The organism is Micromonospora sp. NPDC004704 (genome assembly GCF_053601675.1).
On sequence record NZ_JBSGCD010000026.1, the window covers coordinates 23,372 to 50,140 of the forward strand.

28 protein-coding genes, 2 tRNA genes and 1 other RNA gene are annotated in these 26,769 nt (G+C 66.6%); 13 read left to right on the forward strand and 18 right to left on the reverse strand.

The annotated features are described in order from the left end of the window. Positions 1 to 48: 48 nt before the first annotated feature. A complete protein-coding gene (locus tag ACWEFB_RS27995; protein ID WP_452290105.1) occupies positions 49 to 987 on the reverse strand; it encodes a hypothetical protein in 939 nt (312 codons plus the stop codon). Positions 988 to 1,227: 240 nt separating this feature from the next. Continuing rightward, a complete protein-coding gene (gene deoD / locus ACWEFB_RS28000) occupies positions 1,228 to 1,935 on the reverse strand; it encodes a purine-nucleoside phosphorylase (RefSeq protein ID WP_452290107.1) in 708 nt (235 codons plus the stop codon). A 76-nt stretch (positions 1,936 to 2,011) separates the two neighbouring features. On the opposite strand from deoD, the gene ACWEFB_RS28005 reads away from it, so the two are divergent. Then, positions 2,012 to 2,101: transfer RNA gene (locus tag ACWEFB_RS28005), tRNA-Ser, on the forward strand. Between the two features lie 645 nt (positions 2,102 to 2,746). On the opposite strand, the gene ACWEFB_RS28010 is transcribed toward ACWEFB_RS28005, so the two are convergent. Both ACWEFB_RS28010 and ACWEFB_RS28015 read right to left on the reverse strand, forming a co-directional pair. After that, positions 2,747 to 6,316, reverse strand: coding sequence for a tetratricopeptide repeat protein (locus ACWEFB_RS28010; RefSeq protein WP_452290109.1), 3,570 nt, complete (start codon positions 6,314 to 6,316; stop codon positions 2,747 to 2,749). Positions 6,317 to 6,846: 530 nt separating this feature from the next. Then, positions 6,847 to 7,149 carry a hypothetical protein gene (locus ACWEFB_RS28015; RefSeq protein WP_452290111.1) on the reverse strand — a complete coding sequence of 101 codons (303 nt, stop codon included), beginning with the start codon at positions 7,147 to 7,149 and terminating at the stop codon, positions 6,847 to 6,849. Between the two features lie 382 nt (positions 7,150 to 7,531). On the opposite strand from ACWEFB_RS28015, the gene ACWEFB_RS28020 reads away from it, so the two are divergent. After that, positions 7,532 to 8,098 (forward strand): NUDIX hydrolase, encoded by a 567-nt coding sequence (locus ACWEFB_RS28020; RefSeq protein ID WP_452290113.1) that lies wholly within the window; start codon positions 7,532 to 7,534, stop codon positions 8,096 to 8,098. 5 nt (positions 8,099 to 8,103) lie between these two features. Here the strand turns inward: ACWEFB_RS28020 and ACWEFB_RS28025 are convergent, their stop codons facing one another. After that, the gene (locus ACWEFB_RS28025) at positions 8,104 to 9,525 is read right to left on the reverse strand and encodes a helix-turn-helix domain-containing protein (protein WP_452290115.1); all 1,422 of its coding nucleotides are present in this window, start codon (positions 9,523 to 9,525) and stop codon (positions 8,104 to 8,106) included. 147 nt (positions 9,526 to 9,672) lie between these two features. Here ACWEFB_RS28025 and ACWEFB_RS28030 point away from each other — a divergent pair, with 147 nt between their 5' ends. Together ACWEFB_RS28030 and ACWEFB_RS28035 are read left to right on the forward strand one after the other, a co-directional pair. Beyond that, positions 9,673 to 10,008 carry a hypothetical protein gene (locus ACWEFB_RS28030; protein WP_452290117.1) on the forward strand — a complete coding sequence of 112 codons (336 nt, stop codon included), beginning with the start codon at positions 9,673 to 9,675 and terminating at the stop codon, positions 10,006 to 10,008. Between the two features lie 3 nt (positions 10,009 to 10,011). Then, positions 10,012 to 10,233 (forward strand): hypothetical protein, encoded by a 222-nt coding sequence (locus tag ACWEFB_RS28035; protein WP_452290119.1) that lies wholly within the window; start codon positions 10,012 to 10,014, stop codon positions 10,231 to 10,233. A 41-nt stretch (positions 10,234 to 10,274) separates the two neighbouring features. On the opposite strand, the gene ACWEFB_RS28040 is transcribed toward ACWEFB_RS28035, so the two are convergent. From ACWEFB_RS28040 to ACWEFB_RS28055, 4 genes are all read right to left on the reverse strand, one after another. After that, complete coding sequence (locus ACWEFB_RS28040; protein ID WP_452290121.1) at positions 10,275 to 10,811, reverse strand: hypothetical protein; 537 nt, start codon at positions 10,809 to 10,811, stop codon at positions 10,275 to 10,277. A gap of 87 nt (positions 10,812 to 10,898) precedes the next feature. Continuing rightward, positions 10,899 to 11,666, reverse strand: a complete 768-nt coding sequence (locus tag ACWEFB_RS28045; protein WP_452290123.1) for a hypothetical protein — start codon at positions 11,664 to 11,666, stop codon at positions 10,899 to 10,901. 52 nt (positions 11,667 to 11,718) lie between these two features. After that, positions 11,719 to 12,459: a class I SAM-dependent methyltransferase gene (locus tag ACWEFB_RS28050; RefSeq protein ID WP_452290125.1), complete on the reverse strand. Its 741-nt coding sequence runs from the start codon at positions 12,457 to 12,459 to the stop codon at positions 11,719 to 11,721. Positions 12,460 to 12,511: 52 nt separating this feature from the next. Next, positions 12,512 to 13,252, reverse strand: coding sequence for a TetR/AcrR family transcriptional regulator (locus ACWEFB_RS28055; protein WP_452290127.1), 741 nt, complete (start codon positions 13,250 to 13,252; stop codon positions 12,512 to 12,514). Between the two features lie 154 nt (positions 13,253 to 13,406). On the opposite strand from ACWEFB_RS28055, the gene ACWEFB_RS28060 reads away from it, so the two are divergent. Beyond that, positions 13,407 to 14,927, forward strand: coding sequence for an MFS transporter (locus tag ACWEFB_RS28060; RefSeq protein WP_452290129.1), 1,521 nt, complete (start codon positions 13,407 to 13,409; stop codon positions 14,925 to 14,927). Between the two features lie 118 nt (positions 14,928 to 15,045). On the opposite strand, the gene ACWEFB_RS28065 is transcribed toward ACWEFB_RS28060, so the two are convergent. The 5 genes from ACWEFB_RS28065 to ACWEFB_RS28085 form a co-directional block, all read right to left on the reverse strand. After that, a complete protein-coding gene (locus ACWEFB_RS28065; protein ID WP_452290131.1) occupies positions 15,046 to 15,282 on the reverse strand; it encodes a hypothetical protein in 237 nt (78 codons plus the stop codon). Beyond that, positions 15,275 to 15,496 carry a hypothetical protein gene (locus ACWEFB_RS28070; RefSeq protein ID WP_452290133.1) on the reverse strand — a complete coding sequence of 74 codons (222 nt, stop codon included), beginning with the start codon at positions 15,494 to 15,496 and terminating at the stop codon, positions 15,275 to 15,277. Before ACWEFB_RS28070 ends, ACWEFB_RS28065 begins: the two co-directional genes overlap by 8 nt. Continuing rightward, entirely contained in the window at positions 15,493 to 15,771 is a 279-nt protein-coding gene (locus tag ACWEFB_RS28075) for a hypothetical protein (RefSeq protein ID WP_452290135.1), read from the reverse strand. Before ACWEFB_RS28075 ends, ACWEFB_RS28070 begins: the two co-directional genes overlap by 4 nt. Beyond that, positions 15,768 to 15,989 carry a hypothetical protein gene (locus ACWEFB_RS28080; protein ID WP_452290137.1) on the reverse strand — a complete coding sequence of 74 codons (222 nt, stop codon included), beginning with the start codon at positions 15,987 to 15,989 and terminating at the stop codon, positions 15,768 to 15,770. Before ACWEFB_RS28080 ends, ACWEFB_RS28075 begins: the two co-directional genes overlap by 4 nt. Before the next feature lie 353 nt (positions 15,990 to 16,342). Next, the gene (locus tag ACWEFB_RS28085) at positions 16,343 to 17,575 is read right to left on the reverse strand and encodes a helix-turn-helix domain-containing protein (RefSeq protein ID WP_452290139.1); all 1,233 of its coding nucleotides are present in this window, start codon (positions 17,573 to 17,575) and stop codon (positions 16,343 to 16,345) included. A gap of 240 nt (positions 17,576 to 17,815) precedes the next feature. On the opposite strand from ACWEFB_RS28085, the gene ACWEFB_RS28090 reads away from it, so the two are divergent. Beyond that, positions 17,816 to 18,220 carry a GntR family transcriptional regulator gene (locus ACWEFB_RS28090; RefSeq protein WP_452290141.1) on the forward strand — a complete coding sequence of 135 codons (405 nt, stop codon included), beginning with the start codon at positions 17,816 to 17,818 and terminating at the stop codon, positions 18,218 to 18,220. Between the two features lie 146 nt (positions 18,221 to 18,366). On the opposite strand, the gene ACWEFB_RS28095 is transcribed toward ACWEFB_RS28090, so the two are convergent. Together ACWEFB_RS28095 and ACWEFB_RS28100 are read right to left on the reverse strand one after the other, a co-directional pair. Continuing rightward, positions 18,367 to 19,335, reverse strand: coding sequence for an alpha/beta hydrolase (locus ACWEFB_RS28095; protein ID WP_452290143.1), 969 nt, complete (start codon positions 19,333 to 19,335; stop codon positions 18,367 to 18,369). Between the two features lie 52 nt (positions 19,336 to 19,387). Then, positions 19,388 to 19,693 carry a putative quinol monooxygenase gene (locus ACWEFB_RS28100; protein WP_363593711.1) on the reverse strand — a complete coding sequence of 102 codons (306 nt, stop codon included), beginning with the start codon at positions 19,691 to 19,693 and terminating at the stop codon, positions 19,388 to 19,390. A 156-nt stretch (positions 19,694 to 19,849) separates the two neighbouring features. Here ACWEFB_RS28100 and ACWEFB_RS28105 point away from each other — a divergent pair, with 156 nt between their 5' ends. Then, positions 19,850 to 20,758, forward strand: a complete 909-nt coding sequence (locus tag ACWEFB_RS28105; RefSeq protein ID WP_452290146.1) for an AraC family transcriptional regulator — start codon at positions 19,850 to 19,852, stop codon at positions 20,756 to 20,758. A 72-nt stretch (positions 20,759 to 20,830) separates the two neighbouring features. On the opposite strand, the gene ACWEFB_RS28110 is transcribed toward ACWEFB_RS28105, so the two are convergent. After that, entirely contained in the window at positions 20,831 to 21,283 is a 453-nt protein-coding gene (locus ACWEFB_RS28110; protein WP_452290148.1) for a hypothetical protein, read from the reverse strand. Positions 21,284 to 21,502: 219 nt separating this feature from the next. Beyond that, positions 21,503 to 21,590: transfer RNA gene (locus tag ACWEFB_RS28115), tRNA-Ser, on the reverse strand. 83 nt (positions 21,591 to 21,673) lie between these two features. Between ACWEFB_RS28115 and ffs the strand changes: the two genes are divergently transcribed. From ffs to recR, 6 genes are all read left to right on the forward strand, one after another. Continuing rightward, positions 21,674 to 21,763, forward strand: an RNA gene (ffs, locus tag ACWEFB_RS28120) — signal recognition particle sRNA small type. 186 nt (positions 21,764 to 21,949) lie between these two features. Beyond that, a complete protein-coding gene (locus ACWEFB_RS28125; RefSeq protein WP_452290150.1) occupies positions 21,950 to 24,625 on the forward strand; it encodes a DNA polymerase III subunit gamma and tau in 2,676 nt (891 codons plus the stop codon). 153 nt (positions 24,626 to 24,778) lie between these two features. Beyond that, on the forward strand, positions 24,779 to 25,180 hold the full coding sequence (locus tag ACWEFB_RS28130) for a DUF2752 domain-containing protein (protein ID WP_452290152.1): 402 nt from the start codon (positions 24,779 to 24,781) through the stop codon (positions 25,178 to 25,180). Positions 25,181 to 25,212: 32 nt separating this feature from the next. Continuing rightward, positions 25,213 to 25,608 carry an RDD family protein gene (locus ACWEFB_RS28135; protein ID WP_326561657.1) on the forward strand — a complete coding sequence of 132 codons (396 nt, stop codon included), beginning with the start codon at positions 25,213 to 25,215 and terminating at the stop codon, positions 25,606 to 25,608. A gap of 116 nt (positions 25,609 to 25,724) precedes the next feature. Beyond that, positions 25,725 to 26,033: a YbaB/EbfC family nucleoid-associated protein gene (locus ACWEFB_RS28140; protein ID WP_326563075.1), complete on the forward strand. Its 309-nt coding sequence runs from the start codon at positions 25,725 to 25,727 to the stop codon at positions 26,031 to 26,033. A gap of 10 nt (positions 26,034 to 26,043) precedes the next feature. Then, positions 26,044 to 26,637: a recombination mediator RecR gene (gene recR, locus ACWEFB_RS28145; protein ID WP_326561656.1), complete on the forward strand. Its 594-nt coding sequence runs from the start codon at positions 26,044 to 26,046 to the stop codon at positions 26,635 to 26,637. Positions 26,638 to 26,769 lie beyond the last annotated feature (132 nt).

The window sequence follows — 26,769 nt, forward strand, 5'->3', positions numbered from 1 at the left end:
GTCCCCTACCCCGTCGATCTAGGGCAAATACGTGCTAGATGATCTCTATCAACCACCAATTGCCCTAGATCGACGGGCGGACTGACGGGCCGCCGTGAGCGTTGCGAGGATTTTGTGGGGGTTTTGGTAGAGGTCGGAGGCGGTGAAGTAGCGGACGGACCATCCGCGCTCGGAGAGCCAGTTGTGGCGGGTGCGGTCGGCGCGGAGCCGCTGCGAATCGAGGTGGCTGGAACCGTCGTACTCGGCCGCGATCAGGTGGTGGGGGTCGCCGAGATCAAGCCGATGCCGTACGTATCCGAAGTCGTCGAGGACGGGCAACTGCGGGATGAAGCCGTCGAGTTTGCCGTCGTGCAGGATCAAACGGAGTTGGCTCTCCTGTCGACACTCCGGGCGCGGGTCAGCCAGTGGAATCAGCTCCCGGGCCTGCCTTACGCCCCGGAGGCCACGGTGCCGGACCACCTCAAGCCACAGTTGCTCCGGATCACAGACGCCGGCAAAGAGCGCGGCGTCCAGGATGGGGAGTGCGTCGCGTCGCGGCAGTATTCGGGCAAGGTCGACCGCGCAGCGTGTGGGTGGGGTGCAGGGGAGGCCGAAGAGGGTCACGGGCGGGCCGACCGGCAGGACCACCTGATGCGCGGTGATGCCGGGCCGCTGCGGGAACGGAGTCCCAGCCGGTACGAGAAGATGGATGGTGTTGGTGCGCGCGACGCCGAATCCGTATAACTGGGCGGCCGTATGTACACCGAGCACGGCGAGCGGCGGTGCCGCGCACAGGGCGGCTCGAGCCCGGTCGAGAAGGTCCGGCAGGTCCGGGCGCCCCAGGTAGACTCCGTGATGCGGGTGCTGTAGCCGTCGTCGGGAGGCGCGCCACCGGACAGCTTCTCTGCTCAGGCCCTGGTGTCGCAGCTCGCGGTACGTAACCGGGTGTGGGTTGGACGTTCGCAGGAGTTGCAAGGGCAGGCGCATGGCCTCGGCGTAAAGATCCATGGCACGGCAGCGTGCTCCCGCCGGCTCCCACCTGCGAGCCCCCAATCCCTTACCTGTGGATAACAAAGCCCCCTGTGGACAACCCCCACCACCCACCCAAACCTGCTATGGCTCCCCCGGCCCATGGCCCCCCGCGATCTAGGGCATTTGGTGGCGATCAGAGATCCACTAGCACGTATTTGCCCTAGATCGCGGGCGGGGGAGGGAGGAGAGGGAGGAGCGAGGAGGGAGGAGTGAGGATTAGGCGGTGGCGGTGTCGAGGGCGATCTCGACCATCTGGCCGAAGGTCTGCTCGCGCTCCTGCGAGGTGGTCTTCTCGCCGGTCTTGATGTGGTCGCTGACGGTCAGCACGGTCAGGGCGCGGGCCTTGTAGCGGGCCGCGATCGTGTAGAGCGCCGCCGACTCCATCTCCACGGCGAGCACGCCGTACAGGGCGAGGGCGTCGTAGAGGTCCGGACGATCGGTGTAGAAGGCGTCCGCCGCCAGGACCGGTCCGACCCGCATGCTGATGCCGCGCCGCTCGGCCACCTCCACCGCCGTACGCAGCAGCCCGAAGTCGGCCACCGGGGCGTAGTCGATCAGCCCGTCGAACCGCACCCGGTTCATGTTCGAGTCGGTCGAGGACCCGCTCGCGGCCAGCACGTCACGCAGTTGCAGGTCTTCGCTGAGCGCCCCGCAGGACCCGACCCGGATCAGCGTCTTCACGCCGTACTCGTTGATCAGCTCGTGGGCGTAGATCGAGGCGGACGGCATGCCCATGCCGGACCCCTGCACCGACACCTCGACCCCGGACCAGGTACCGGTGTACCCGTACATGCCCCGGACCGAGGAGTAACACCTCGCATCCTCGAGGTAGGTCTCCGCGATCCACTTGGCCCGCAGGGGGTCGCCCGGCATCAGGACCCGCTCGGCGATCTCGCCCGGCTGTGCGCCGATGTGCGTACTCATGGCTGATGATCCTGCCAGGTCCGGCTGAGCCGTACCGCCGTGACGGGCACGCCGGGCGTCCGGTACCCTTCTCGGCGGTGGCGTGTCCGAGTGGCCTAAGGAGCACGCCTCGAAAGCGTGTGAGGGGGTAACCCCTCCGCGGGTTCAAATCCCGCCGCCACCGCCAGCAAGCAGGCAGAACGCCCGGCAAGTCCGCAAGGACGAACCGGGCGTTTCGCCGTTCCAAGATTGCTAGCCTGAAACGTAGTCTCAATTTAACGTGCCGAACTGGCGCGGACACCCCGCTGGTCATCGTTGTCTCTGTCGTCATCGCCGTGGTCCAGCGGAGCGGATCAGTCACGGTGATGTCGAGGGCTCTCGCGCCCAGAGAAGAATGTCCGACTATTCCGTGCGCGCTCAACGTATGGTCGTGCAGTGCGGTCGGAGTCCAGTTGAAATCGCTCACGTATAGCTTCCGTTGAGGCGTTGTGAGTATTCCCCCGATAGACCTCGGCGACTTCTCTGAGGAGGTTGTCACTGATTCGGCATCGTGCTTCGCTACGGGCCGTCCGTATGGCGGGGATGCTGATGCCGTCTCTTGCGTCGTTCAACGTTATTGGCGCCAAACGCATGGTGCCGTCACATTTGCTTCCTGAGGGTCCGCGTCAGTAGCGGGCGTGGCGCTGGTCCTACCCTTAGCCAACCCTCACTGTCGATACAGTTTCGTACGCTCGGCGCGGTGAGCTTGCTACGCCCAAACCGTGCGATTGGGCGACGTCGGCCGTTCTTACCACCCGTCAAAAGTGGATCCGATATCGTGTTGGCAGCTCACCTATTCTGGCTCCCATTCAACAAGCCCCGCCGCCACCAAGCCCAGCGCGCGTGATCTCCGCAACTCTTCGGATCTTCGGCGCCAGTCATAGTCGGCCTCTGCAGTATCAACAGGGAGGGCTACTCCAAGCTCTACACCGTAGAGCACCAGCACTGCCCCATAACGGCGAGCCGCAGCCCGCCAGTCCTCATCTGGATGCAGGTCCACGGAGGCCCACAATCCCCGTTCCTCGTCCCGAAGGCAGGTCAACCGCTCCTCGCGACCTAACCTCCACCCGTTGATTTTTGGAACGACGCAGGCTCCCTGCCCCAGTCGCTTAAAGCCTAGATCACAAACTACCTGAACTTGCGCCTCGTATGCGCCGCCATCTCTTCTATCGACCGCCATCAGCCCCTGCCGAAATTCGATCATTGCTATCGGATAGGACAGGCTAAGATCGCCGTCGCCTACGCGTAAGCCGTCCGAGAAGACGTCCTTCTCGATCGCCCAATCGTACTTTCCGAGCGCAGAATCTCCACTGAACCTGAATGCCCCGTCGGCATCGGTGTTAGTCGCAATCTTATGCCACAGCGCCGGGTCCTGGCTTTTGCCCGAGTAGAATGGGGATTCAGGAGAAGTGGTATCGAGAAGCATTGTCTTCGGTAGTGATTGACCGTAACCAGGGCGCCCTATGTTGGTGGTGGCACTTTCTGGTGATCGCCTCAGTTTTCTCCTTGCCCCCGCTGTGCCTCGTTGTCGATCCCTTTGGCGCGAGCTCATGTCGCCTTCAGGGGATTTATCCGTTGCTGGTTGCTTCGCAACGAACATTGGCAGGGCACTTCTCATTTCCTCGGCTAGCTCTGTCTGCCCCTGCGCCTCCAGAATCTGAGAAGCGGTGTGCATAGCGTCATACCAGGCTTTGGTATACTTTTCTGGGAAGCGTCCGGATAGATCGGTCAGGATTCGGGCCGAGTGAGCGCTGGCGGACAACGCTTCATCTAGTTCTTCGTTCATGTGCACCCTCAGCTTTGCGAAGCTGAGTAGACCAAGTGCAATAGTGTCAAGAAATCGCTCCGGACTCTGCTCATGCAGCGTCCAAAGAATTTCAATCGCCTCTCTAGTCGACTCCAAAGCCTGCGTCAACTCTGCTGGTTCCTGGGCGAGTCGACTGTGATTGTTCAGGAGACTGGCGAGTATTGGCAGGTACACGCCAGGGAACCTGGCCGCCAAGGGTCGCACAATATCGATCGCCTCAGTGCATGCAGCGGCAGCTTCCTCTTTGTCTAGCTCAGGGTGCAGGCAAGTACCGAGGCAATTTAAAGCAGTGGCAAGATATGGCAAAAAGGCGGATCGGTCGAATTCGACTAGCCTCCGTGCTGAATCTACCGCTTCCCTTGCCGAGCGTAGTGATTCCTCATGTCTCTCCGCTCCCCGCAACATGACGGAGTAGTTGATGAGCGCTTTGGTGAGGTCGGGCATGAAGCTTAGGGGAGCGGTATTACTTAGTTTCCGGCGAATCTCCAAGGATCGCTTAAATACGGTCAGACATTCTTTTTCCTCTCCGGTTTCATGTAGTCGTGCACCTAAAGTGGACAAGGAGGTCGCTAGGGCGGGTAGGAAACTATCGGGGTCGGCTTTCGCTAATTTTCTATGTATTGCTACAGCCAGCTTGATCGGAGAAACTGCGGCTCGATGTTTACCAGTTCTCGCCAAGCAGATCGATAGATGGGCCAAGGCAGTTGCATAATTGACGACGTGGAACGGGCTTTCGCTAGTTATGTCTTGATACAGCCGGACGGCCTCATCTACCGGCTCTAGTGCTGCGTCATGTTTTCCAAGGTCCGCTAGTCTCAGACTCAGGCTATGGAGGGAATGTGCGAGCAGGGTCTTGTCGGCGCTATCGCCGCAGGCACGCTGAACAGCGACTGCCTCACGTGCCGCATCCAACCCGGCCTCAATCTCGCCGATAAGAGCGGCCCGGGAGCTTACCTCCAAGAGCAAGCTGGTTTTATGTTCAGTAGGAGCGGAGTTCGTGACCTCGTTCGCGAGTCTCCCGACAAGGACCCAGGCAGCCCTGTTGATATCGACGCTTGAATCTGGCACAAAAGCGTAGACCTTGAGTAGAAGGTCATACGATGCTTGCACTGTCAGTTCCGACAAGACCTCTGATGTCGAACACTCGACCAATTCGGGATTTATTTCGAACATTTGGGTGAGCAATTCTGCTGCATTCACATGACGGCCGGCAGCAGCGGCGACTACGCTTAACATTCGCCGCTTAACCCCAACATCGATGTCGCTGCTGCTAAGTGCGAGCGCTCCCCCTGTCGCCCATTGTTCCGAAAGTGCCTGCCCAACAAGGTCTTCGCCGAGCCGGTCCGGTCGGACGGGGACTATCCGACGACCGTAAGGGTCGTCGAGAGGTTTGGTTTTGGCTCGCCCCGTGTTGTTGTCAGAAGGATCGGTATCTGAGACTGGGTATATGGCCGAATGTAAGAACGTCAACTGGTTCAGAGGTGTGGTTGCGTCGAATATTTTGCTCAATTCACAGGCCGATGCGGCATCTCGGCTGCCCAGGGGGCCCAAGAGCGTGGCGAGAAATATGAAGCGTTCTAACTCGACCCTCGATACGTCCCGTATTCTTCCGTCATCTGTAAAGCTTTTGCGGATTCTGTTCCAGTATCGCCGTTCGTGATTGAGAAGAAATTCCGAGACGTCCACCCGTTGCGGGGTAGGCTCTTTGTCCCGTCTCGCGCAGACCTCTGCTAGCGCCGCCATGTGGAGAGTGAGCGGCGAGCCGTAATCGGGATCCGCAATGTCGCGAGGGACCCGAATCTTCCTCGGGATAGGAACGTTCAATTGTTCACTAAACGCATGGATCGCATCCTCGAATGCGTCGGTCCTGGTTTGAGGCGTATCAACGAGGGCGCCCAGCTTCAGATGCGCGTCGAGCATAATGCCGGTTCGAGCAAGATCGGCGCGCAAATCCTTCCAGATTGAGTCCGCAGCTCTGGCGATCAGTAGGATCCGGAGAGGACGCTCACGATACTGTTGCACAACTTCCTGAATGAGCCCGACGAGACATGATACGGGCCACCGATCAGCATAGTCGACAATTAGAAGGACTGGAGTGACGGCTTGCCTCTGCTGGCTAGAATCAACGCTGCTGCGCCTCGTGGGGGTTTCGGTGGCTTGTGCTACCAGCCAATTCCTCTTGCTCGCCAAGGACGCAAGCTTGCTGGCTAAGCGTGTCTTGCCTTGTCCCCCAGGTCCACTAATCAATTTGATGGATGCCTGAGCCGTCGAAGCGTCTAGCCATTTTTGGAGATTGTCGAGCTCAAGCTCGCGTCCCCGAAAGGGCACTACCTGGTGCTGCGCGTCTAGTAGCAGGCTGGGAGGGGAGTCGTGGAGATCGTACGGTGGCGGCGGAGTTTCATGTATCTGCTCTACGTAGTAATCCGGTCTCGACATGATAATGGTAACATTGCTGACATTAGAGCCGATCTGAATGTTGTCGCCATTAATGTTCTGAGCCAAATTACGTGGGGCAAATATCCTGCTGAAGTATCCGTTAACTATTGACTTGACCACGATTTATGCTCACGTTGGTGTTGTTGTCACCGATCTGAATGTTGTCGCCATTGACTTCGCTGGCAACCGTGACGGAACCGGAGGCAGCCGATCTGTCCGTCCTTGCGGCAGGTTTGCTAATCGCGGGTAAGTCGGCCTGTTTAGATTCGCGTGTGAGGAGGACGTCTCGCCCAACGGCGGAGGCGGCGATGATGCTGCCAGCGATTGCCGCCCACCAACTGGCTCGCTCAAGCCCTTCCCGTGCTAGGAAGAACGTGATCATCGCCGTGCCCACAGCGGCGCCTAGCGATACGATCACGGTCGATCGCCTGGAGGTCATTGCCACAGGATGCGGCGAGTGGTGCCGCACTGTACAGACATCGTTCAAAATTCGCTATTTGACGACAGTTGCCTTGACGGGCGTCGTCTCATTCAAGAGCGTTCAGCGTTGCTCGGCAACGATCTGCGGCCAGGTTCCCCGCAGCTCTTGGACGTCGCCGGTCTCGGCGGGATAGGTCCTTCGGACTCGGAGAGCGTGTCGAGTAACCCACTTAGAGCAGTAAACGGCGCAGCGGTGGGTTGATCGCTGCGGCTATCATACGGCCGTCCGGCTGGTGAGCCGACCAGTTGAGAGCGCCCAGCACCATGGCCGAGTCGCCGTTGGCCGCTGCCGTGATGATGTCTGTATCAGTCAGCGTGGCGAGCAGGCGACGCACCAGGACGCCCTCACCCCACAGTGCCTCCTCCGTGGGGTAGGGGAGTCGACCGAGCCACTTCAACAGAGCTTCAGCGTCCAGGCCGCCTCCGAGAATCCGCACGGTCCGGGTCTGCGCCCAGACATCGGCGAGCAACACCGGATCATCGTAGGCGCGAACCGATGGCCCGATCGGCCCGCGCAGGTACGGTGATTGTCGTCTGGGTCAAGGAGCGAGCCGTCGTCTCAGTTGTCGTCTCATTCGTGGTGGTGCGGCGATGTTCGCGGGTGTCCAGCGGCCAACCACATGCCTGGTGAGAGCTGGTGCCGAACGGGCCCAGACGCGTGATCCCAGACCTCGAAAGCGTGTGAGGGGTGACCCCTCAGCGGGTTCAGTCCCGCCGCCACTCTCGTGAACAGCGAACCCGGCAAGTCCGCAAGGACAAGCCGAGCGTCTTGCCGTTCCAGGATCGCTGGGCTGGCTCGTCCAACTCGTCCGACGTCCGATTCCCCGGAATCGTGTCTCGGCTGATACTGGAGGGGTGGTTGATGAGCAGGCGACGGAGCTGACCCGGTGGACGATCCACGGCGAGCGGATCGTGGACGACGCGCGGCGGGCGCGGCTGAGCATCGCCGAGGTGGAGTTGCCGGATGGCGTGCGGTTCGAGCAGTACGTGATCCGCGCCCCGCGTTCGGCCATGGTCGCCGTACTCGATGAGCAGGGTCGGCTGCTGCTGATGCGCCGGCACCGGTTCGTCTTCGACCGGTGGGTGTGGGAGCTGCCCGGCGGTTACGTCGATGACGACGAGGACCCGGCGGAGTGTGCCGTACGCGAGGTCGAGGAGGAGACGGGCTGGCGGCCGAAGTCGGTCGAGCCGTTGCTGTCGTTCCAGCCGTGGGTAGGCACCGCCGACGCGGAGAACCTGCTGTTCCTGGCTCGGGAAGCGGACTACACCGGCGCGCCCGTGGACGTGAACGAGGCAGAGCGGGTCGACTGGATCCCGCTCGACAAGTCACGCGAGCTGATCGCCCGAGGCGAGATCGCGGGTGCCGGCACAGTGATCGCCGTGCTGGAGCTGATCACCCGCCAAGCGCGAGGCGACCTCTAGCCGGTTCAGTGGGTTCGGCCGTGCACCGCATCCATTCGGGCGGTGAACTGCCGCACGGTCGGTCGGCGCCGATGCGGGGCGAGCTGTGACCGTAGATCGCGCAGGTAGCGGACAGCTCGGGCTGACTGTAGGTCCTTCCCCACAGTTAACGCCTCGGTCCCGATCGCGCACGCTCGATCGGGTTCACCCTGCTTGGCGTGGACGCTCGCCAGGAGCGCCAGGTTGAACACCCGGCCGCGTACGTAGCGGTTGTCCATCTGGAGTGATCGGGCGGCGAAGCGTTCTGCATGGGTCGACTGGCCGAGCGCGTGGAAGCAGTGGCCGAACTTGGCGGACAGGTATGCCTCGTCGAAGTAGCTGATCCACTGTGGGTCGGTGCTTCGGTCTGCCTGGTCGAGGGCCTGTTCGGCCCGGTGAAGGGCTGTGGCGCAGGATCGTTGGTCGCGGGCTGCGGCGTGGGCGTGCGCCTCCATCACCAGCGCTTCCGCCACCAGGACCGGAACCCCGGCCTGCCGAGCCGTCTTCCCTGCGGCGCGGGCCAGGTCGACCCCGGTGTTGGTGTGGCCCAGGTAGGTGGCCTGGTGGCTCATCGCAGCAATGATTTCCGCACCGAGACCAGCGTCACCGGCTGTGCGGGCCAGGTCCAGGGCGAGTACGAGGTACCGCTGCGCGATGCCGTGTTCTGCGGTGTCGTACGCCTGCCAGCCGGCGAGTTGTGCCAGCTCCGCCGTAGCTCCGAGCAGCCGTTGACCGGTGGCGTGGTCGTATCGGCCGTTGGTCAGCAGCGGTGTCACTTCTTGGTCCAGGTAGCGGGCGACAGTGTTGCGTGCGTGGCCGCCGCCGTACTGGTTGTCCAGCCTCCGGTAGGTCGCGGTCATCTCGCGGATGGTGTCGACATCGGGTTGACCCACGGCGCGGGATCCGGATTGGGTGACACTGGTCGACGCCGGTGCGGTGAACCAGCGCAGCGCGGGCAGGGTGTATGCGGCAGAACTGAAGGCCACCTGCCGGAGCATGTTTCGGCGGTTCACGTCACCTCGCCATAGTTCTGTGGCAGCGCGTACGTCCTCGCGCCACGTCCGATTGACCGGTGTTTCACTGTGCCGCCCGCTGCTCTGGGTGGCCATGTCGCCGGAATATGGGTGCTGGGCGGGGGCAAGGCCCATCGCCATCCGCGCCGCATCGGGCATCTCGCAGCCGCTGGCGATCCGTTCCAGCAGGTCGATCGAGGTGACCTTGCGGCCGGCCATGATCCTGCTGACATAGGCCTGCTCCAGGCCGACTGCGGCGCCGATCCGGGTCTGGCTGGCGCCGGTCAGTTGGGCGATCAGCCGGAACAGCGCGCCGATGTTGCGTGAGCCCAGCGCCGCGCGTACGTCGTGGTGCTGCCAGATCTCCCCGGGGATGCGCAGTGGATCAAGCAGCACAACCGCTCCCAGCGTCGCGACTCGACTACCCAAGGTGCTCGGTTGTGAGCTTAGGACGCGGATCAGCGCAGGTCGAGCCGCCTCATGTCACGGTGACATGACCGCTCGACATGGCTGTGACAAGGTGGAACGCGGAATCGTCCGGGCATGTCTTTCGATGCCGAAAGCCCACCCTTGGAACCGCCCGCCGACTGTCGGCATCGCCTCCTGTGGCGGTTGGCCCGATCCCTGTGGGAGGCGCACCGTCCGGACAGCACCGGCTTCTGTGTGGTCACCGGGTGCCAGCACGACAACCAACTCCACCCCTGTCACCTCGCACAACTCGCGATCGAAGGGATGCGTACGGCGTGCGGGGACCGGGCCGAGATGTCCCGACCGTGGATCGACCTCACCCGGCAGCGGATCGCTTCCGGCGAGATAGATCGGACCGACGCAGCCGCCGAGATCTTCTGGCGTTACCGCCGGCGCGCGACGGACCGGTGACACGTGGGAACGATCTACAACTCCGAGGCGTTCCGCGAGTACGCGCAACGGCAGATCGACTCCGCCGACATCTTCCTCACCATCCACGCCGAGGCGGGGCTGAGCCTGTGCCGCTGCGGCCGACTCCACCCATGCGACGACCACCGCTACTGGCTGGAGATACGGGCGCACTTCGTGAATCGCCTGCTCGCGACCGTGGAGTCGTCAGGTACTACCGGGCCATGATTCGTCTACGGCCAGGTGAAGCACCCGTCGCGGTCCTGTCCTCAGCAGGTGCCGAAGCCCTCGTCGAAGAGTTTCTGGGCGTAGTTGGCGTACCCGGCGACGGTTTTGCGTACTATCCGGCCGTCGTGCAGGAACAGGAAGGCGCGGTCGCCCTGTCGGGCGAGCAGCCCGTCGAACCGGTACGTCCCCTGTGGAGCGACCAGTGCCGTCGCCGCCGGGTAGCGGGCGTGCACGGTGTTGAGCGAGGTGCCGACGGTCACGCCCTCCGGGGTGTGCATCGGCGGGCTCACCCACATCAGCACGAGCCGGTTGTGGTCGAAGACCGGTCCGACCGTGTCGAGGCCGTTGATCTGCGCGGCGCACTCGGTGGCCTCGGGCTCGGGTTCCAGTACGCCCCGGGCGGTCAGTTCCCCTTCGGTGTCGCCGAACTCGATGTTGCGTACCCCGGACAGGTGGACCACGTCCGGCCCGAATGTCCCCACGGCCGGTTTGCCGGGCATGGTCGGGGCGCTCCCGCTCGCGGACGCGATGAGCGTCGCCAGCAGGAAGCCGATCAGTACCGTTTTGCGGGCTTTCATATATCCCCTCCGGGAGCACAACGGAGCGGACGGCAGAAGGTTGCTGCCTCTATCCACATCCTGTGGATAGAACATGTGTACGACGGATTAGGTTACGCCCCAGTGCTGGTCCTGTTGGACCGTCGTGACCCCGGTCCGTACTGCCCGTGCGATGTTGTTGACGGAGCGTACGTATCCGACCGCCGATCCGGGCTGCGGGGACATGCTGCCGTGGGCGACCTGGTCCCGCAGCCGCCCCAGGCTCGTGATCGCCTGGTACGTCACCGGCGAGATCACCCCGTGGTCGAGCAGCTTCTGAGCCATTGCCGCACCCTGCCGCCGTACGGCCGCACCGGCGCGGTCCACGAACTCGCCGGTCCGTACGTCGTCCAGGGCCCCGGACATCGCGTCCTCCAGCGCGGACCAGGCGGCGTCCACCGCGTACGCCGGGTTCTGCTCGGCCCGCAGCGCGATGTCCCGGAAGCCGCGGTCGAGCTGTCCGGGCGACCCGGCCGCGGACCCGTTGCCGGTCGGGCGGCGACGTCCCGGTGTGCCGGGCCTGGCCGGGCCGCCGATCGGCGAACCGGTCGGTTCGGGCAGCGCCTCCGGTAGCGGATCGAGGCGGGGCCAGGGGGTGGCTCCGCCCGATCGGGCGCCGCCCCGGGCCTCCGTCGACCGGGCGGCCTCGGCCGCCACCGCCTCGCCGACCTGGCGGTCGGCCTCACCGAACTCGGCGCCGAAGCTGCCGGCGGAAACCGACCGTAGCTGGCTCACCCTGGCCCGCAGCGGCCGGCGGAAGATCACGAGTACGACCACCACGGCGGTCGGCCAGGCCAGGTGTCCGGTCATCTCCGCGATGAAACTCTGCCAACCCACCGGCCGGATTCTTCCGTGACCCACCCGATCCGTCGATAGCTACCGCCGGTTCCTACAACTCGGCGACGAGCAGTCGGTAGCCGGCGTCGTACTCCGGCAGGTCGAGCAGGTCGGCGTGGCGGTCGTGCCATCGTCCCGAGGTCAGGTCGGCGGCGAGCCGTTCCAGGCCGGGCCGGATCGTCTCCTCACCGGTCTGGGCCAGCATCGACATGCCGGCCCGGACGGCCGGGTCGAGGTACGCCTCCGGCCGACGCCAGTACGCCGCTCCGAACCCGTCGACACAGTCGTGCGGTACGGGTACCACCTCCACCCGGGCGTCGCCGAGCAGCGCGGCCAGCCGGTCGACCGGCACGGCTCGGGTGTCGTCGAACGCCGCCGCCTCGGGCAGGTACTCGCTGAGCAGCCAGAACTCCCGGGTTACCGCCTGATCCCAGGTCAGGATGACGATTTTCCGCCGGGCGATCCGCCGCAGTTCGGCGATCCCGGCTTCGAGGTGGGTCCAGTGGTGCACGGTCAGCAGCGCCATCACCGCGTCGGCGGCGTTGTCCTCGACCGGGATGTTCTCGGCGAACGCCCGCAGGACCGGGGCGGCCCCGACCGGACGCTGCTCGATCATCACCGGACTGGGTTCGATCGCGAGCACGGTCTGCGGCGGCTCGTACGAACCGGTGCCGGCGCCGACGTTGATGACCGTACGGGCGTCGCCGAGGGCCGCGTTGATCCGGGCGGCGACCCTCGGGTCCGGTCGCCTGGTGCCGCTGTACGTCGTGCCGATGCTGTCGTAGATCACCATGTCGGGCAGTCTGCTCCGAATTGCCGAGCGCCACCGTCCTGCAGCCCGCGTCTCACCCGCCGGTACGGCGCAGCCGGCTCTCCAGGCCGTCGAGTACGCACTCGAGCCCGTGTTCGAAGCTGTCGACGCGTACGTTGTCCGCTTCCTGGCCACGCTGTGCGGCGTACACCCTGCTCAGGCGTGGGTACGGCTGCACGGCCTGTTCGACTGCCGTCCACAGGCGTTCGGTCCACTCCTGCTCGTCCTGTCCACTGCGGGCGATCACGGTCAACCACGCTGCCTCGCTGGTCGCCATCCCGATCACGTACGCGGTCACGGTGTTCACGGCCTGGTCGGCCTCGGGCAGGGAGAAGCCCGCCTCCTCGAACACGGTGAGCATGTTCTCGGACAGCCCCATCATGTTCGGCCCCAGGTAGGCGACTCCGACCCCGCCGAGCACGGAGACGATCCAGGGGTGTCGGAGGAACGCCGACCGCAGGCTCTGTGCGCTGTGGGTCGTGGCCGCCCGCCAGTCCGCCGGGTCGCCGGGTTTCGGCACCTCGATCTCGCCGTAGACCTCGTCGACGACGAGTTCGATCAGCTCGTCCTTGTTCGCGACGTGCGAGTACATGGAGGTGGCGCCGGCGTTCAGCCGGTCGCCGAGCTTCCGCATGCTCAGCGCGTCGATGCCCTCGGTGTCGAGCAGTTGCAGAGCCGTGGAGACGATCTGCTCCCGGCTCAGTGCGGGCTGGTCGCGCCGCTGTCGCTGCGGGCGGGTCCACACCGATGGGAACGGCTGCTTTTCGGCTGGCATGCGGTCTCCTCTGCGTCAGTCGCGGCTCAGGATAGCCGACCGATACGAACACTGTACGGGGTTGCGCACACCGTTCGCAGCTCCGTACAGTGTGCGGCGACCGAACAGTGTGCGGAGCAACGCACGCCGTGCGACGTACCGCCGAAGGGGTTTGATGATGGACCGTCAACCGGGCCGCTGGCTCATCCTGATCGTGCTCTGCCTCAGCACACTGGTGCTGATCATCGACAACATGGTGCTCACCGTGTCGGTCCCGCCGATCGCCGCGGACCTGGGGGCCAGCGCCCAGGACATCCAGTGGATCATCGACTCGTACATCCTGGTCTTCGCCGGCCTGCTGCTCACCTCGGGAAGCCTGTCGGACCGGTTCGGCAGACGCCGAGTCATGATCATCGGATTGGTGATCTTCGGGGCGGCGTCACTCATGGCCACCTTCGCCCAGAACCCCGAGCAGCTCATCGCCGGCCGCGTCCTGATGGGCATCGGCGGCGCCCTGATCATGCCGAGCACGCTGTCGATCCTCATCACCGTCTTCGACGACGAGGAGCGCCCCAGGGCGATCGCCGCCTGGAGTGCGGTGGCGATGGTCGGCCTGGTCGGCGGCCCGGTCCTCGGCGGTGTGCTGATCGCCCACTTCTGGTGGGGCGCGGTCTTCCTGATGAACGTCCCGATCGCCCTCGTTGCCATCATCGCGGCGATCGTCCTGATGCCGGAGTCCAAGGGACCGTGGCGCAAGGCCGACCCGCTCGGCATGATCCTCTCCCTGGTCGGCATGACCGCGCTGGTCTGGACCATCATCGAGTCGGCCAAGGACGGCCTCGCCCACCCGAGCACCCTGATCTCGCTCGCGGTGACCGTGGTCAGCCTGGTGTGGTTCGTCATCTGGGAGATGCGTACGCCCGACCCGATGGTCCCGCTGAGCCTGTTCCGCAACCGCATCTTCAGTGGCGCCAGCTTCTCCCTCGTCCTGCTGACCTTCGCCAACGGCGGGCTGATGCTGGTCCTGACCCAGTACCTCCAGTTCGTACTCGGCTACTCGCCCACCCAGACCGGCCTCGCCTTCGCCCCGATGGCCGTCGCCACCCTCGCCTCCAACACCGTCGGCGCCACCCTGGGCCAGAAGATCGGCAACCGGTGGATGACCGCCGCCGGCCTCGTGGTGATCGCGGCCGGGTTCGGCGCGCTGGCCACCCTCTCCGCGGAGAATGGCTTCGGCATGCTGGTCGCGGCTATGGTCCTGATCGGAGTCGGCGGCGGCCTGGCCCTGCCCGCCGCCACCGCCGCGCTGATGGGAGCCGTGCCCACCGAGCACGCCGGCGTCGGGTCCGCGCTCAACGACACCGTCCAGCAGGCGGGTGCCGCGCTCGGCGTCGCCATCCTCGGCGCGGTCCTGTCCAGGACCTTCACCGGCGCCATGCCGGACTCGGCACCGGAGGCGAGCCGACACTCGATCTCCGACGCCCTCAACCTCGCCACCGGCACCGGAAACGCTGGCCTCGCCGAGACCGCCCGGGAGGCGTTCACCACCGCCATGTCGGCCAGCTTCGTGGCGGGCGGGGCCGGGGTGCTGGCCGCCGCCGTACTGGCCCTAGTCCTCATGCGCGACCGCAGGACCAACCCCGCAACCCCCGCGCCCGACCAGATCCGCGAACCCGTCGGCCACCCCGCCGGTTGAGCAGAAGGCAAGATCCGAGTACGGCAACAGCATCACCGCGTACGACGATGGCCCCGATCCGGGAAACGTCCGGACCGGGGCCATCACCGTCCGGAGCCGGTTGCCGCCGACCCCGGAACTACACCAGGTACACCTCAACGGTCGTCCCATCGGATCTGGCGATCGTGAGTTGTCCACCCGGAGCGATCCTGCACATCACCGCAGCGAGTTGCAGGGCACGATTGAGCGCGTCCGTACGCGTCATCCGCCAGGCCCCGGTCAGCTCGGTGAGCGCCTCGACCGCTGCGGGCGGATGGTTGTAGGTCCCCTTGGTCAGGACAACCCGCTGGACGTCCTGCTCCGGCTCGTCAGTCACGGGCATCTCCGTGTTCGGCGCGGGTGCCGGACGACATGACCGCCAACGACCGGGCGGTCGGGCCTCCGCGTCTGACCTCGTACGCCCACCTGAGCTGTGCGCACCCGTCGTCGGTGCACGAGTAGCACCAGCCGTTGCCCGAGTGCGCCTGTACGGTCCGGTCGGCGGCCGTCCGGATGACGTCCGGGGTGATCGGCTCGTCGTTCCGGCTCACCTCGACCGCTTCCAATTCCGCTCGATCGCCGCTCGTTGGACGTAACCGCTGGCGCAGGGCAGATGCTCCAGCCTTTCCACCGCTGTGCACGCCGGATTGTGGGCGGACACCCAGAACTCGTAGTCATCGCTCCGCAGCCTCGGTGTGGATCGGTCGATCGCCACCACCCGTACGGTGGTTGGCTCCGTGGCCGGTTCCTGGTCGACGTACCACTCGCCGGGCCGCAGATGCAGGAGCATGCCCCGAGGGATCTCGGGTGGCAGGTCGTTGCTCATGGCCGACCTGCTTCCTGCTCGGCGGCCACTATCTCCGGGTCGGCCAGGAGCCGGCGTGCCGCCCCCAGTCGAGCACACCTGCCGGGCCGGTAACACGGGCAGACCTCACACTCTTCGCCGCTTTCGTGGCGGGTGACGATTCGGCGGGTGTTGGCGAGCAGGGCGGGCCACAGGCTGGGGGAGAAGCGCGTCAGCGGGTGCTTGTTGTCGGTGCTCATATTCGCCGCCGTACCCACCGGGGCTTCGCAGCGTTGTGGATGATCCGGACCAACGGCCAAGGAAGCTGCTTTGCGGTCGATTTGGTATCGGCCGGCGGCGGGGACTCCGCCGGCGGTGGGTCGTTCGCCATCGCGCGCCTCCATCGGGTAGCCGGGGGCGCGGCAACCGGTCCCAGGGCACCGCGCCCCCGGGCGCCGGCTGCACGGGGGCGCAGACCGGCGCGTTCGGGGAGCGCCGCTACTCACCCCACCTCTGTGCTGTGGTGCCGCGCTCATCACGGACCGTAGGTGGGATACGACTGAGGCGGTGTGACCATCTGATCACACCGTCTCAAGATCGTCGATCTTGATAATTATCCTCGCTTCGCATCTCCGTCTGGGTCAAGTGGGTCAATACCCATCCGTACTGCCAGTTCACGGAGTTCAGGTCCGCCCTGCCTGCGAGCGTTCCTGGTCATCTGAGTCACGATCTCCTTGACGCTCGGACGACTACGTAGCTCGCTCGCCGCGACGTCGTCTGCCTGAAGGAACTGCCGCGTGGCCTTCTCTGCCTTGCCGGCGAGATACCATCCCCGACCACATGCGATATGCAGATGGGCCAGCCGTTGCCGCGTTCGTAGGCTGCCGCGATCCACTCGCCGGGCATACTCCGGTGCCCGGTCCGGCTCGCCGTTTTCGAGCGCGATCGCGACTCGCCACACATCGACATTTGCGGTGGTGACTTCCATTCGCCAAGGATCCGAGCTGATCCTCGCGGCAACCGCGCGAGCCTCAGCATGGTGAGTGTCGACTTCGTCAGCTAGCCCGAGGCTCGCGGCCGATAGGGCTGCGTGTAGGTGCAGCATGCCGTACCAGGATAGGGCGGCGTCATCGCCGGTATCACCGATGGCATCCGCGGCATCCGCAGATGCTTTGAAAGATCTACGTCGGCCGCCCACCGTGCCACTGGCGAGCGCAGTCTGTGCTCCGGCGAAGGCCGCCGCCGCTTGCTCCACCGGCCTGTCCAGCAGACGTGCTGCGTGCTGTGCACGCTCGGCGAGCCTCAGGGATAGGTCGACGTAACCGAACGGCTTGATGGTCAGTGCGCTGGTGACTGCCGCGCGGACGAACAAGGCCAGGCCTTCCTGTGAACCGTCCTCCGTGTTGGCAAGGCGCCGGGTGTCGGTGATCAGCGCAGGTAGGAGGGTCGACAGCGTCTGGTAGTCGCATGCCATCCGAGCTGCCATGGCGCGATCTACCTCGGCGGCCAGCACGGTCGTCGTGATGGGGGAGCTGTCTTCGGGTTCGTCATCGAGAGCACCTCGCAGAGCCGGGACCGCACTGTAGACAGCGAGTTCATCCCGCGTGCGTGGCTGCTCAGGCTGGCCGGTGAGGTCGGTTGCTGAGACGCCGAGTGCGGTAGCGAAGGCGTACAGCAACCTGCGGTCGGTCACCGCCTTGTGGCCGTTTTCAATCCTGGAAAGCTGCTCTCTGGAAATTCCGACGAGATCAGCCAGTTCCTGTTGCTTCATCCTCGTCATGTCTCGCCACCGAGAGATCCTGAGGCCAATCCAGTCGGTCCGGCCGGTCTGTTCATGTGGTGTCACAGCACCCCTCCTGCATGAGGGTGGCGGGGATCTGCATGATCCCGCTCGATACGTCGACGGTACGTGCAGATAGGACGACCTGCTAGCTCGCCCTGTTGGTCAGGGTCGGACTACATGGCCGGCACTTTGTCGGTTCGGGAGTCGACCGGGGCACGTCGGAACCGAGTCTTGCTCGCTAGGGATCCGGGGGTCCTCGGATCCCCGGACCCTCACTGACGGCGCTCTCCGTACGGTGCGGACGTGATTGACCTGCCCGCCGGCCGAGCTGTCTACCGACAGATCGCCGACGAGCTGCGGCAGAAGATCAATTCCGGTTCGATTGCCCCCGGTGTCCTGCTGCCGTCGTCGGCGCAGTTGGAAGGGACGTATGGGGTGTCCCGGGAGACGATCCGGCGCACACTGGCGGTACTCCGTGCGGAGGGACTGGTCCAGACCGAGCCTGGCGTCGGGACGAGAGTGCAATTCCCGGAGCAGCAGACCAAAGTTGCTGTTCCGCGTGGTGCGCTGATCGCTAGTCGCCCTGCGACGCCAGATGAACAGGCTGATCATGATGTCCCGCCGGGTGGTCACGTTCTGATCGTGACCATCGGAGGACGTGTTAGAGGCGTCTACCCGGCCCATCGAACTGTCCTTACGGCTAGCTGACGAGTCGCCGGATCGATCTTGGTTCGGCTGGGCAGCGCCGCGATCTTGCACTTGTGGCGGTACGCGAATCCGGACCATTGCCCCGATTCGAGGCACCACAAGTGCAAGATCGTCGACGGGGTCGGCGGCGAGACACGTGCGGGTGTCTACGCGTCGGAGGCCGGGTTCAGGACTCGGGTGAGCCAGTCGGTACGGGTACGGCGTGCCGCCGCCGAGACGGGGACCTCCGGGTAGAGGGCGTCGAAGCCGTGGAAGCCGCCCGCCCAGATGTGCAGTTCCGCCTGGCCACCGGCCGCCCAGATCCTGGTGGCGTAGTCGACGTCCTCGTCGCGGAAGACCTCGGCCGTGCCGGCGTCGATGTAGGTGGTCGGCAGTCCCGAAAGGTCGTCGGCCAGGGCGGGGGAGACGTAGGCGGGCACGTCCTCGTCGGCAAGGTCGCCGAGGACCGAGCGCCATCCGTACTCGTTCATCTCGCGGGTCCAGACACCGGGCTTGGCCTCGTACTGCTGGCTCGAGGTGGTGTTGTTGCGGTGGTCGAGCATGGGGTAGATCAGCATCTGGGCGGCGATCGCCGGGGTGGCCCGGTCACGCGCCATCAGGGTGACTCCGGCGGCGAGTCCACCGCCGGCGCTGGTGCCGGCGACGACGATGCGGGCGGGATCGATCCCCAGTTCGTCGGCGTGCTCGGCGACCCAGAGCAGACCGGCGTAGGCGTCGTCGACCAGGGTCGTGCCGGTGACGTCCGGTGCCAGCCGGTAGTCGACGGAGACCACAACCGCGCCGAACCGGTCGAGCCACTCCAGCGGGATGTCGACCTGCGAGAAACGGTCACCCATGATCATGCCGCCGCCGTGGACCCAGTAGACGCAGGGTGCGGCCGTGGGGCGGTCGGCCCCGGACGGGCTGAAGATCGACAGCGGGATCTGTGCGCCGTCCTGGACGGGGATGGTGATCTCGCGGTGGGTGGCCGCCCGGCCGTCGAGCAGGGTGTCGACCGGCGTCGGCGGGAACTGGCGGAGTTGCGCCAACAGTTCGGGGCTGAGCGGGGGCATGGGTTGCATCTCGGCGAGGAGGGCGCGCAGCTCGGGGTCGAAGTCGGGGCGTACGAGTGTCATTTCCTGGTCCTTTGGGGGTGTCGGGTGTTCGGGGGAGAGGAATGCTGGGAGATCAGAAGGCGGCCTTGCCGCCGACCGGGACCTCGTCGGAGTACCGGGACTCGCCGTCGAGCAGCGGCTGGAGCTTGGCGACCAGCTCCTTCGCCTGGTCGGTCGCGAAGAACCGGCTGTGGGCCTCCTGGCTGGTCCAGCCCTCGGTGACCGAGACGATGTCGGGGTTGCTGGCCGAGCGGCTGATCAGGAAGACGACGCAGTCCTCGTTCGGCAGGGACGGCGCGTTGAGCAGGAACTCGACCAGTTCGTCACCCTTGCCGGGCTGGGCGGTCATGGTGGCGTGGAAACCGTGGTTGACGCTCATGGGGGTTGTCCCTCCAGGTCGTGGAGCCGTTGTGCTCCGGTGATGTCGACCCACCAATCAAATCAGCGCCACCAGGGGAAACGTTAGAGCGATGCTCCCAACGTCTTGCCTAATCCTACTGTTGCAGAGAGGATCGGATAGTGCTTCAATCGGTTCATGGACCACCTCGACGAGCTGCGTGACCTGCTGGCCCGCCACGCCCGCCCCGACATGAGCACCGCCATCGAGGGCGTACTCATCTCGAAGGTCGAGCGGCCGTACCCGCCGTCGCCGGCGATGTCCGGGTCGGTGATGGCGCTCATCGCCCAGGGCGCGAAGCGGATCGGGCTGGGCGACCGCGTGTACGAGTACCGCGCCGGGCAGTACCTCATCGCCTCGGTCGACCTGCCGATCACCGGCCACTTCACCGAGGCCACCCCCGAGCAGCCGGCAATCGGCCTCGGGCTGACCCTGCACCCGGCAACCATCGCCGAGTTGCTGCTCCAGGCGGCCCCCGGGGACCTTCCGCCGGCCGGCAGCGGTGCGCCGTCCGGCATGGCCGTCAGCGACGCGCCGAGCGAGCTGCTCGACGCGGCGATCAGGCTGGTACGCCTGCTCGACCAGCCACGCGACATCGCGGTGCTCGCACCGATGATCAAACGGGAGATCCTCTGGCGGCTCATCGCCGGGGACCAGGGCGCCGCCGTACGTCAGCTCGGCCTCGCCGACAGCAGCCTGACCCACGTCGCCCGTGCGGTCCGGTGGATCCGCGAGCACTACACGCAGGCTTTCCGGGTGGAGGACGTGGCGCAGCGCTCGGGCATGAGCGTCTCCGCCTTCTACCGGAACTTCCAGGCGGTGACCGCGATGAGCCCGATCCAGTTCCAGAAGCAGATCCGGCTTCAGGAGGCCCGGTTGCTGCTCGCGACGCACCCCAACGACGTCTCCGGTGTCGGGCTCCGGGTCGGCTACGACAGCCTGTCCCAGTTCAGCCGCGAGTACCGCCGCCAGTTCGGCGCGCCGCCCAGCCAGGACGCCGTACGCCTGCGCGGGCTGACGCCCAACACCGCACCAGCCCTGGCGTGACACCCACGCCACGATGCGAGGGCCGACCCGTGCGGGCCGGCCCTCGCGTTCCACCTCACCTGTACGGCACGGTCAGCCGTCGATGCTGGGCCAATCCAAGCTCGAGCAGCTCGACTGGATCAGGTTGTCCTGCCCGTCGACCAGGCAGATCTTGACCCCGATGACCTCGTTCGCCGCGACGTTGTTCGGGAAGATCGAGTACGGGTCGTAGATCAACTGACTGTTCGCGCCGCCACCGTTGTACTTCGTGCCGAGGTACTTCCCGTGCAGCCAGGCCCAGACCTGTACGCCGTGACCGTCCGCCCGGAGGTCGCGGATCACGAGGTAGTCGTCGTCGTTGTTGCCGCCGCCGGGCGCACCGGGGCCGTAGTCGACGAAGTCGACCGCGCCGCCGAGCCGGGAGTCGACGGTGTAGACCGTGTAGTCGTCGTTGCCCGCAGCCGCCGCCGGGCCCGTGCTGGCCAGGATCGCGGTCAGTACGGCCGCCACCGGCAGCAGTACCCGCATCGCAAGGTTTCGTCTCATGTCCGTGGCACTCCTCTGCTTCGCCTGCTCCGGCCCCTGGGTGGGTGCCGATTGCCCAGAGCTTGGCGGTGCCGGCTTGCCGAGACCTTGGACGGAACCTTGAATAGCATGGCCGAGGCGCTCTTGATCTTCACCGATCTTCGAGCGGGGACGAGAAGGCCCGGAACGACATCGGACCGGTCCCTGAGGGGCCGGTCCGGTCGTTCTGCCTGGTGGTGCTGGCGGAGGATACGAGATTCGAACTCGTGAGGGTGTAAACCCAACACGCTTTCCAAGCGTGCGCCCTAGGCCTCTAGGCGAATCCTCCGCCGGACAGAGTACAGGTTCCGGCGGAATCTCCCACCCGGCACCTCCCCGGAAGATCGACGCCCGGTCGGGTACAGTCAGCGGTACCCCCCGTGTGGCGTCACCCTGTGAACCTCCCCAGGGCCGGAAGGCAGCAAGGATAAGCGGGCTCTGGCGGGTGCACGGGGGGCCTTTGCGTCCTGGTGCCGGTTTTCCGGCCCACCCAGCGTGTCCACGACCGCGCAGGTCCGAGCCGCCAGCGGGCTCCGGCCGGCACTCCGGAGCGCCAACAATCGCCCAACCTGTCCGTCGAGGGCGGGGCGAGGTGGCCGTACGGGGCGGCGGAGCGGAGAATGGCTCGGTCGAGAGGAGGCGGGACGAGTGGCACTCGCGCTCTACCGCAAGTACCGGCCGCGCACCTTCGCCGAGGTGATCGGGCAGGAACACGTCACCGAGCCGCTGTCGCAGGCACTGCGTACGGGCCGGCTGAACCACGCGTACCTCTTCTCCGGGCCACGTGGCTGCGGCAAGACCTCCAGCGCCCGGATCCTGGCCCGCTCGCTCAACTGCGAGCAGGGGCCGACCCCGGAGCCCTGTGGCGTCTGTGACTCGTGCCGGTCCCTGGCCGGGGACGGTGCCGGGTCGCTCGACGTGATCGAGATCGACGCGGCCAGCCACGGTGGTGTCGACGACGCGCGTGACCTGCGGGAGCGGGCCTTCTTCGCGCCGGCCAACAGCCGATTCAAGATCTACGTCATCGACGAGGCACACATGGTCTCGTCGGCCGGCTTCAACGCCCTGCTCAAGCTGGTCGAGGAGCCGCCGGAGTTCGTCAAGTTCATCTTCGCGACCACCGAGCCGGAGAAGGTTCTCGGTACGATCAAGTCGCGTACGCACCACTATCCGTTCCGGCTGATCCCGCCGGGTGTGCTGCGGCCGTACCTGGAGCAGTTGACCGAGGCCGAGGGCGTCAAGGTCGAGCCGGCGGTTTTCCCGCTGGTCGTCCGCGCCGGTGGTGGCAGCGCCCGGGACTCGCTCTCCGTACTGGACCAGCTCATCGCCGGGGCCGGTCCGGAGGGGGTCAGCTACGCCCGCGCGGTCGCCCTGCTCGGGGTGACCGACGCCGCGTTGATCGACGAGATGTGCGACGCGCTGGCCGCCGGTGACGGTGCCGCCGCGTACGGGACCGTCGACCGGGTGGCCGAGGCGGGTCACGACCCCCGCCGGTTCGCCACCGACCTGCTGGAACGGCTCCGTGACCTGATCGTCCTGCAACAGGTGCCGGACGCGGCGGCGAAGGGACTGATCGACGGCCCGTCCGACCAGATCGAGCGGATGACCGCCCAGGCGCAGAAGCTCGGTCCGGCGACCCTGTCCCGGTGCGCCGACATCGTGCACAACGGCCTGGTCGAGATGCGCGGCACCACCGCCCCCCGGCTGCTGCTGGAGCTGGTCTGCGCCCGGATGCTGCTGCCCGGTGCCGAGGATTCGACCGGCGGGCTGTTGCAGCGGTTGGAGCGGATGGAACGCCGGCTGACGCACGTCGGCGATCCGGGTCCGTCGGCCGCCGCCGGTCCCGCACCGGTCCACGATCCCGCTCCGGTACGACCGGCGCCTGCCGTACCGTCCGCACCGGTTGCCGCCCCGGTGGGCCGGGCACCGGAAGCCGCCCCGACCGAGTCGGCCCCGTCGGCGTACGGATCGACGGGTTCGACCGGTTCGAACGAGCCCGCCTCGGCGTCGGCCCGGCGATCGGTGCAGCCGTCGGCGGTGATGCCCGATCCGACCACCCCCGACCCGGTGGCTCCCGGCTCGGCCGTCCCCGGTGTGCTGGACGCCGCAGCCGTCCGCCGCCAGTGGGGCGACGTCGTCGGCATGATCAACCGCACCCACAAGCGCATCGCCGCCCTGGTACGCGACGCGGTGGTCCGGGACCTCGACGGCAACACCCTGGTGCTGACGGTCAAGTCGCCGGTGCTCGCCCAGATGCTGACCAGCAACGTCGAGGTGGTCACCGAGGCGATCTACCAGGAGTTCGGGGAGCGCTGGCAGATCCGGTGCGAGGTGGCCGGCGACCATCGCTCGGCGGGCGCCTCCGCCGCATCCCGCCCGGCTCCGGCGGCCTCGACCGCTCCGCCTGCTCCAGCGGCTTCGGCGGCTCCAGCGGCTTCGACCGCTCAGGCGACTCCAGCCGCTCAGGCGACTCCAGCCGCTCAGGCGACTCCAGTCGCTCCGGCCACTTCGGCGGCTCCGGCGGCTGCGGCTCGGGACACTGCGCTGCGCGACGTACCGGCCCGGGAGGCGGCGGCGCCTCGGGAGGCGGCGAACCGGGAGACGGCAGCACCTCGGGAGGCGGCGGCGGGTACGGCGCCTCGGGGCACGGCACCCGGCGACCCGCCCCCGTGGGACACGACGTCCGGCGCCGCCAGTGGCAGCGCGCCGGGCGGGGAGACTGCGTCGGCCGGGCGCTCCGGTGGTGGTTCGGGACGGACGGCTACGGCCGCTCCGGTGAACGGCGCGGGTGACACCGACTGGCCGGAGGCCGCTCGTCCGGGTGGGGCGGCAGCCGTACCGGCGCCGGCCGCCGGTGGGAGCGACTGGCCGGAGCCGGCCCGTCCCGGTGGCGCCAACCCGGTTGCGGCCCCTGCGAGCGGAGGCCGGGCGGAATCCGTACCGGGGGCTCGGGTGGACAGTGCTCCGGCGGCGCCGCCAGCGCCGACGAACGGTGCCGTACCCGGTGGTCCGGTCGGGAACGCGCAGCCGAGCGCCGGTCTCGCGGCCGCGCGCGCGGCGGCGGCGGGCCGTGGCCCCAAGCCCCAGGCGGCCGTGCGTACGGCGGACCGGGACTGGGCCGGCGATCCGCCCTACGACCCGGACTACGACGGCCCGCCCCGCGCGGCCGGTGGTGGTTACGAGGGTTTCGATCCGGGTGACGAGCCGCTCGACGAGGTGGTGGACGAGCGGACCGCTCGGCAGACCAGCGAGCAGCAGGCGATGGAGTTGCTGCGTCAGCAGCTCGGTGCCGAACGGATCGGCGACATCGACAACACCAAGTAGGCGCATGGTTCGGAAGTCGGTGGATCGGTTGCCAGTAAGGCGACTGCGGTCAATGCGACGACCGTCCATCATCGACTGACCAAAAACGGGTCAGCGGAGTCGGCACGGATCTCTTAAGATCAGCCGCCCCCTCTCTCGAAATGGTCAGGACCAGTGCGGCGAGAACTCTCGGTACCGGAGCGACTCGGCCTTTTCGGCCTGTCGGTAGCCCCGGTGGCGGCGGTCTGGCCGTGGCTGACCGGCAGCACCGGGTTGGGTACGCCGTGTCCGCTGCGCTGGCTGACCGGTGTGCCCTGTCCCGGCTGCGGCCTCACGACGGCCGCGGTCGCACTGGTTCACGGCGATGTTTTCGGCGCGTTCCGCGCCAATCCGGTGATCTTCGGTCTTGCCGCACTCGCGGTGGCCGTGGGTCCGGTGCTCGGGCTCCGGGCAGTTGGTGTGCTTCCCGCACCGGTTGCCTGGTCGGCTCAGGCCCGCCGACGGACGGGCCGGGGGGTGGTCCTGCTCGCCCTGGCGAGCTGGGTTTTCCAATTGATTCGGCTCGGCATCGGCTGAGCAACCCCCCTTTCTTAAGGAGCACCCCCTTGATGTACGCCAACTGGGGCACGCGCGTCGGCGCGTATCTCATCGACATGGTGGCCCTATGGGCGATCTTGCTGCTCTCCCTCCCCTTCGCGGACGACAACGGGAACCCCAGCGCGATCTCCGTCGTCATCATCCTGATCGGGCTCGCGGTGGCCGTCTACAACCGCTGGTATCTGACCGGCAAGACCGGCCGGAGCTGGGGCAAGAAGGCCCTGGGCATCTCGCTGGTGGCCGAGGCCACCGGGCAGCCGATCGGCGTGGGTAAGGCGTTTCTGCGCGACATCGTGCACATCGTCGACGGCCTGCCCTGCTACATCGGCTACCTCTTCCCGATCTGGGACGAGAAGCGGCAGACCCTCGCTGACAAGATCCTGAGCACGGTGGTCGTGAAGGGCTGAAACACCCCGGCCGGTCGCGGGCGGGTCCAACCGCCCGCGACCGGCCGCACTAGGCTGGGGACGACCGCTATTCGCTTGACCGAGGAGTCGCCGTGCGTCCGGGTGGACAGCCCAATATGCAGCAGATGTTGAAGCAGGCGCAGAAGATGCAGCAGCAGCTCGCGGTGGCGCAGGCGGAGCTGGCCGAGGCGGAGCTGACCGGCACCGCCGGCGGCGGCCTGGTCACCGTCACGATCACCGGCGCCGGCGAGATCACCGCCATCAAGATCGACCCGAAGGCGGTCGACCCGGAGGACGTCGAGACGCTCGAGGACCTGGTGCTGGCGGCCGTACACAACGCCAGCGAGGCGGTCCGGAAGCTGACCGAGGAGAAGATGGGCCCGGTCACCGGCGGCATGGGCGGCCTCGGCCTGCCCGGTTTCTGAGTCACCCCAGATGTACGAGGGTGCGATCCAGGATCTGATCGACGAGTTGGGGCGGCTGCCGGGCGTGGGCCCGAAGAGCGCCCAGCGGATCGCGTTCCACGTGCTGTCGGCCGACCCGGCCGACGTCACCCGGTTGGCCACGGCCCTGCGGAAGGTCAAGGAGCTGGTGCGTTTCTGCACGAGCTGCTTCAACGTGGCGGAGTCCGAACAGTGCCGGATCTGCCGCGACCCGCGACGCGGTGCCGAGGTGCTCTGCGTGGTCGAGGAGCCCAAGGACGTGGTGGCGATCGAGCGGACCGGTGAGTTCCGGGGCCGCTACCACGTGCTCGGTGGGGCGATCAATCCGCTGGAGGGGATCGGTCCGGACAACCTCCGGATCCGCGAGCTGATGGCCCGTCTCGCCGATGGTGAGACGAAGGAACTGATTCTGGCGACCGATCCGAACACCGAGGGCGAGGCGACCGCGACGTACCTGGCCCTGCTGGTGAAGCCGATGGGCATCTCGGTGACCCGGCTCGCGAGTGGCCTACCGGTCGGTGGCGACCTGGAGTACGCCGACGAGATCACCCTGGGCCGCGCCTTCGCCGGCCGCCGTACGGTCTGAACGACCCCGCCGTACGGTCCGACCACCCTCGCGGATCCACGGATCCGAAAGCCCGCCGACCGGCCGACCCGCTCGCCGGTCGGCGGTGTCGTACCGTCGCGCGGTCCGGTTCGACCGAGCCGGTTGCCGCCG

Excerpts from the sequence above, each read along its gene's own strand:
- ACWEFB_RS28055 (WP_452290127.1), bottom strand. The coding sequence starts at position 13,252 with ATGCCAGCCGAAAAGCAGCCGTTCCCATCGGTGTGGACCCGCCCGCAG.
- ACWEFB_RS28100 (WP_363593711.1), bottom strand. The coding sequence starts at position 19,693 with ATGAGCGTCAACCACGGTTTCCACGCCACCATGACCGCCCAGCCCGGC.
- ACWEFB_RS28060 (WP_452290129.1), top strand. The coding sequence starts at position 13,407 with ATGATGGACCGTCAACCGGGCCGCTGGCTCATCCTGATCGTGCTCTGC.
- ACWEFB_RS28105 (WP_452290146.1), top strand. The coding sequence starts at position 19,850 with ATGGACCACCTCGACGAGCTGCGTGACCTGCTGGCCCGCCACGCCCGC.
- ACWEFB_RS28050 (WP_452290125.1), bottom strand. The coding sequence starts at position 12,459 with ATGGTGATCTACGACAGCATCGGCACGACGTACAGCGGCACCAGGCGA.
- ACWEFB_RS28140 (WP_326563075.1), top strand. The coding sequence starts at position 25,725 with ATGCAGCAGATGTTGAAGCAGGCGCAGAAGATGCAGCAGCAGCTCGCG.
- ACWEFB_RS28080 (WP_452290137.1), bottom strand. The coding sequence starts at position 15,989 with ATGAGCACCGACAACAAGCACCCGCTGACGCGCTTCTCCCCCAGCCTG.
- recR (WP_326561656.1), top strand. The coding sequence starts at position 26,044 with ATGTACGAGGGTGCGATCCAGGATCTGATCGACGAGTTGGGGCGGCTG.
- ACWEFB_RS28110 (WP_452290148.1), bottom strand. The coding sequence starts at position 21,283 with ATGAGACGAAACCTTGCGATGCGGGTACTGCTGCCGGTGGCGGCCGTA.
- ACWEFB_RS28030 (WP_452290117.1), top strand. The coding sequence starts at position 9,673 with ATGTCTTTCGATGCCGAAAGCCCACCCTTGGAACCGCCCGCCGACTGT.
- deoD (WP_452290107.1), bottom strand. The coding sequence starts at position 1,935 with ATGAGTACGCACATCGGCGCACAGCCGGGCGAGATCGCCGAGCGGGTC.
- ACWEFB_RS28075 (WP_452290135.1), bottom strand. The coding sequence starts at position 15,771 with ATGAGCAACGACCTGCCACCCGAGATCCCTCGGGGCATGCTCCTGCAT.
- ACWEFB_RS27995 (WP_452290105.1), bottom strand. The coding sequence starts at position 987 with ATGGATCTTTACGCCGAGGCCATGCGCCTGCCCTTGCAACTCCTGCGA.
- ACWEFB_RS28135 (WP_326561657.1), top strand. The coding sequence starts at position 25,213 with ATGTACGCCAACTGGGGCACGCGCGTCGGCGCGTATCTCATCGACATG.
- ACWEFB_RS28040 (WP_452290121.1), bottom strand. The coding sequence starts at position 10,811 with ATGAAAGCCCGCAAAACGGTACTGATCGGCTTCCTGCTGGCGACGCTC.
- ACWEFB_RS28095 (WP_452290143.1), bottom strand. The coding sequence starts at position 19,335 with ATGACACTCGTACGCCCCGACTTCGACCCCGAGCTGCGCGCCCTCCTC.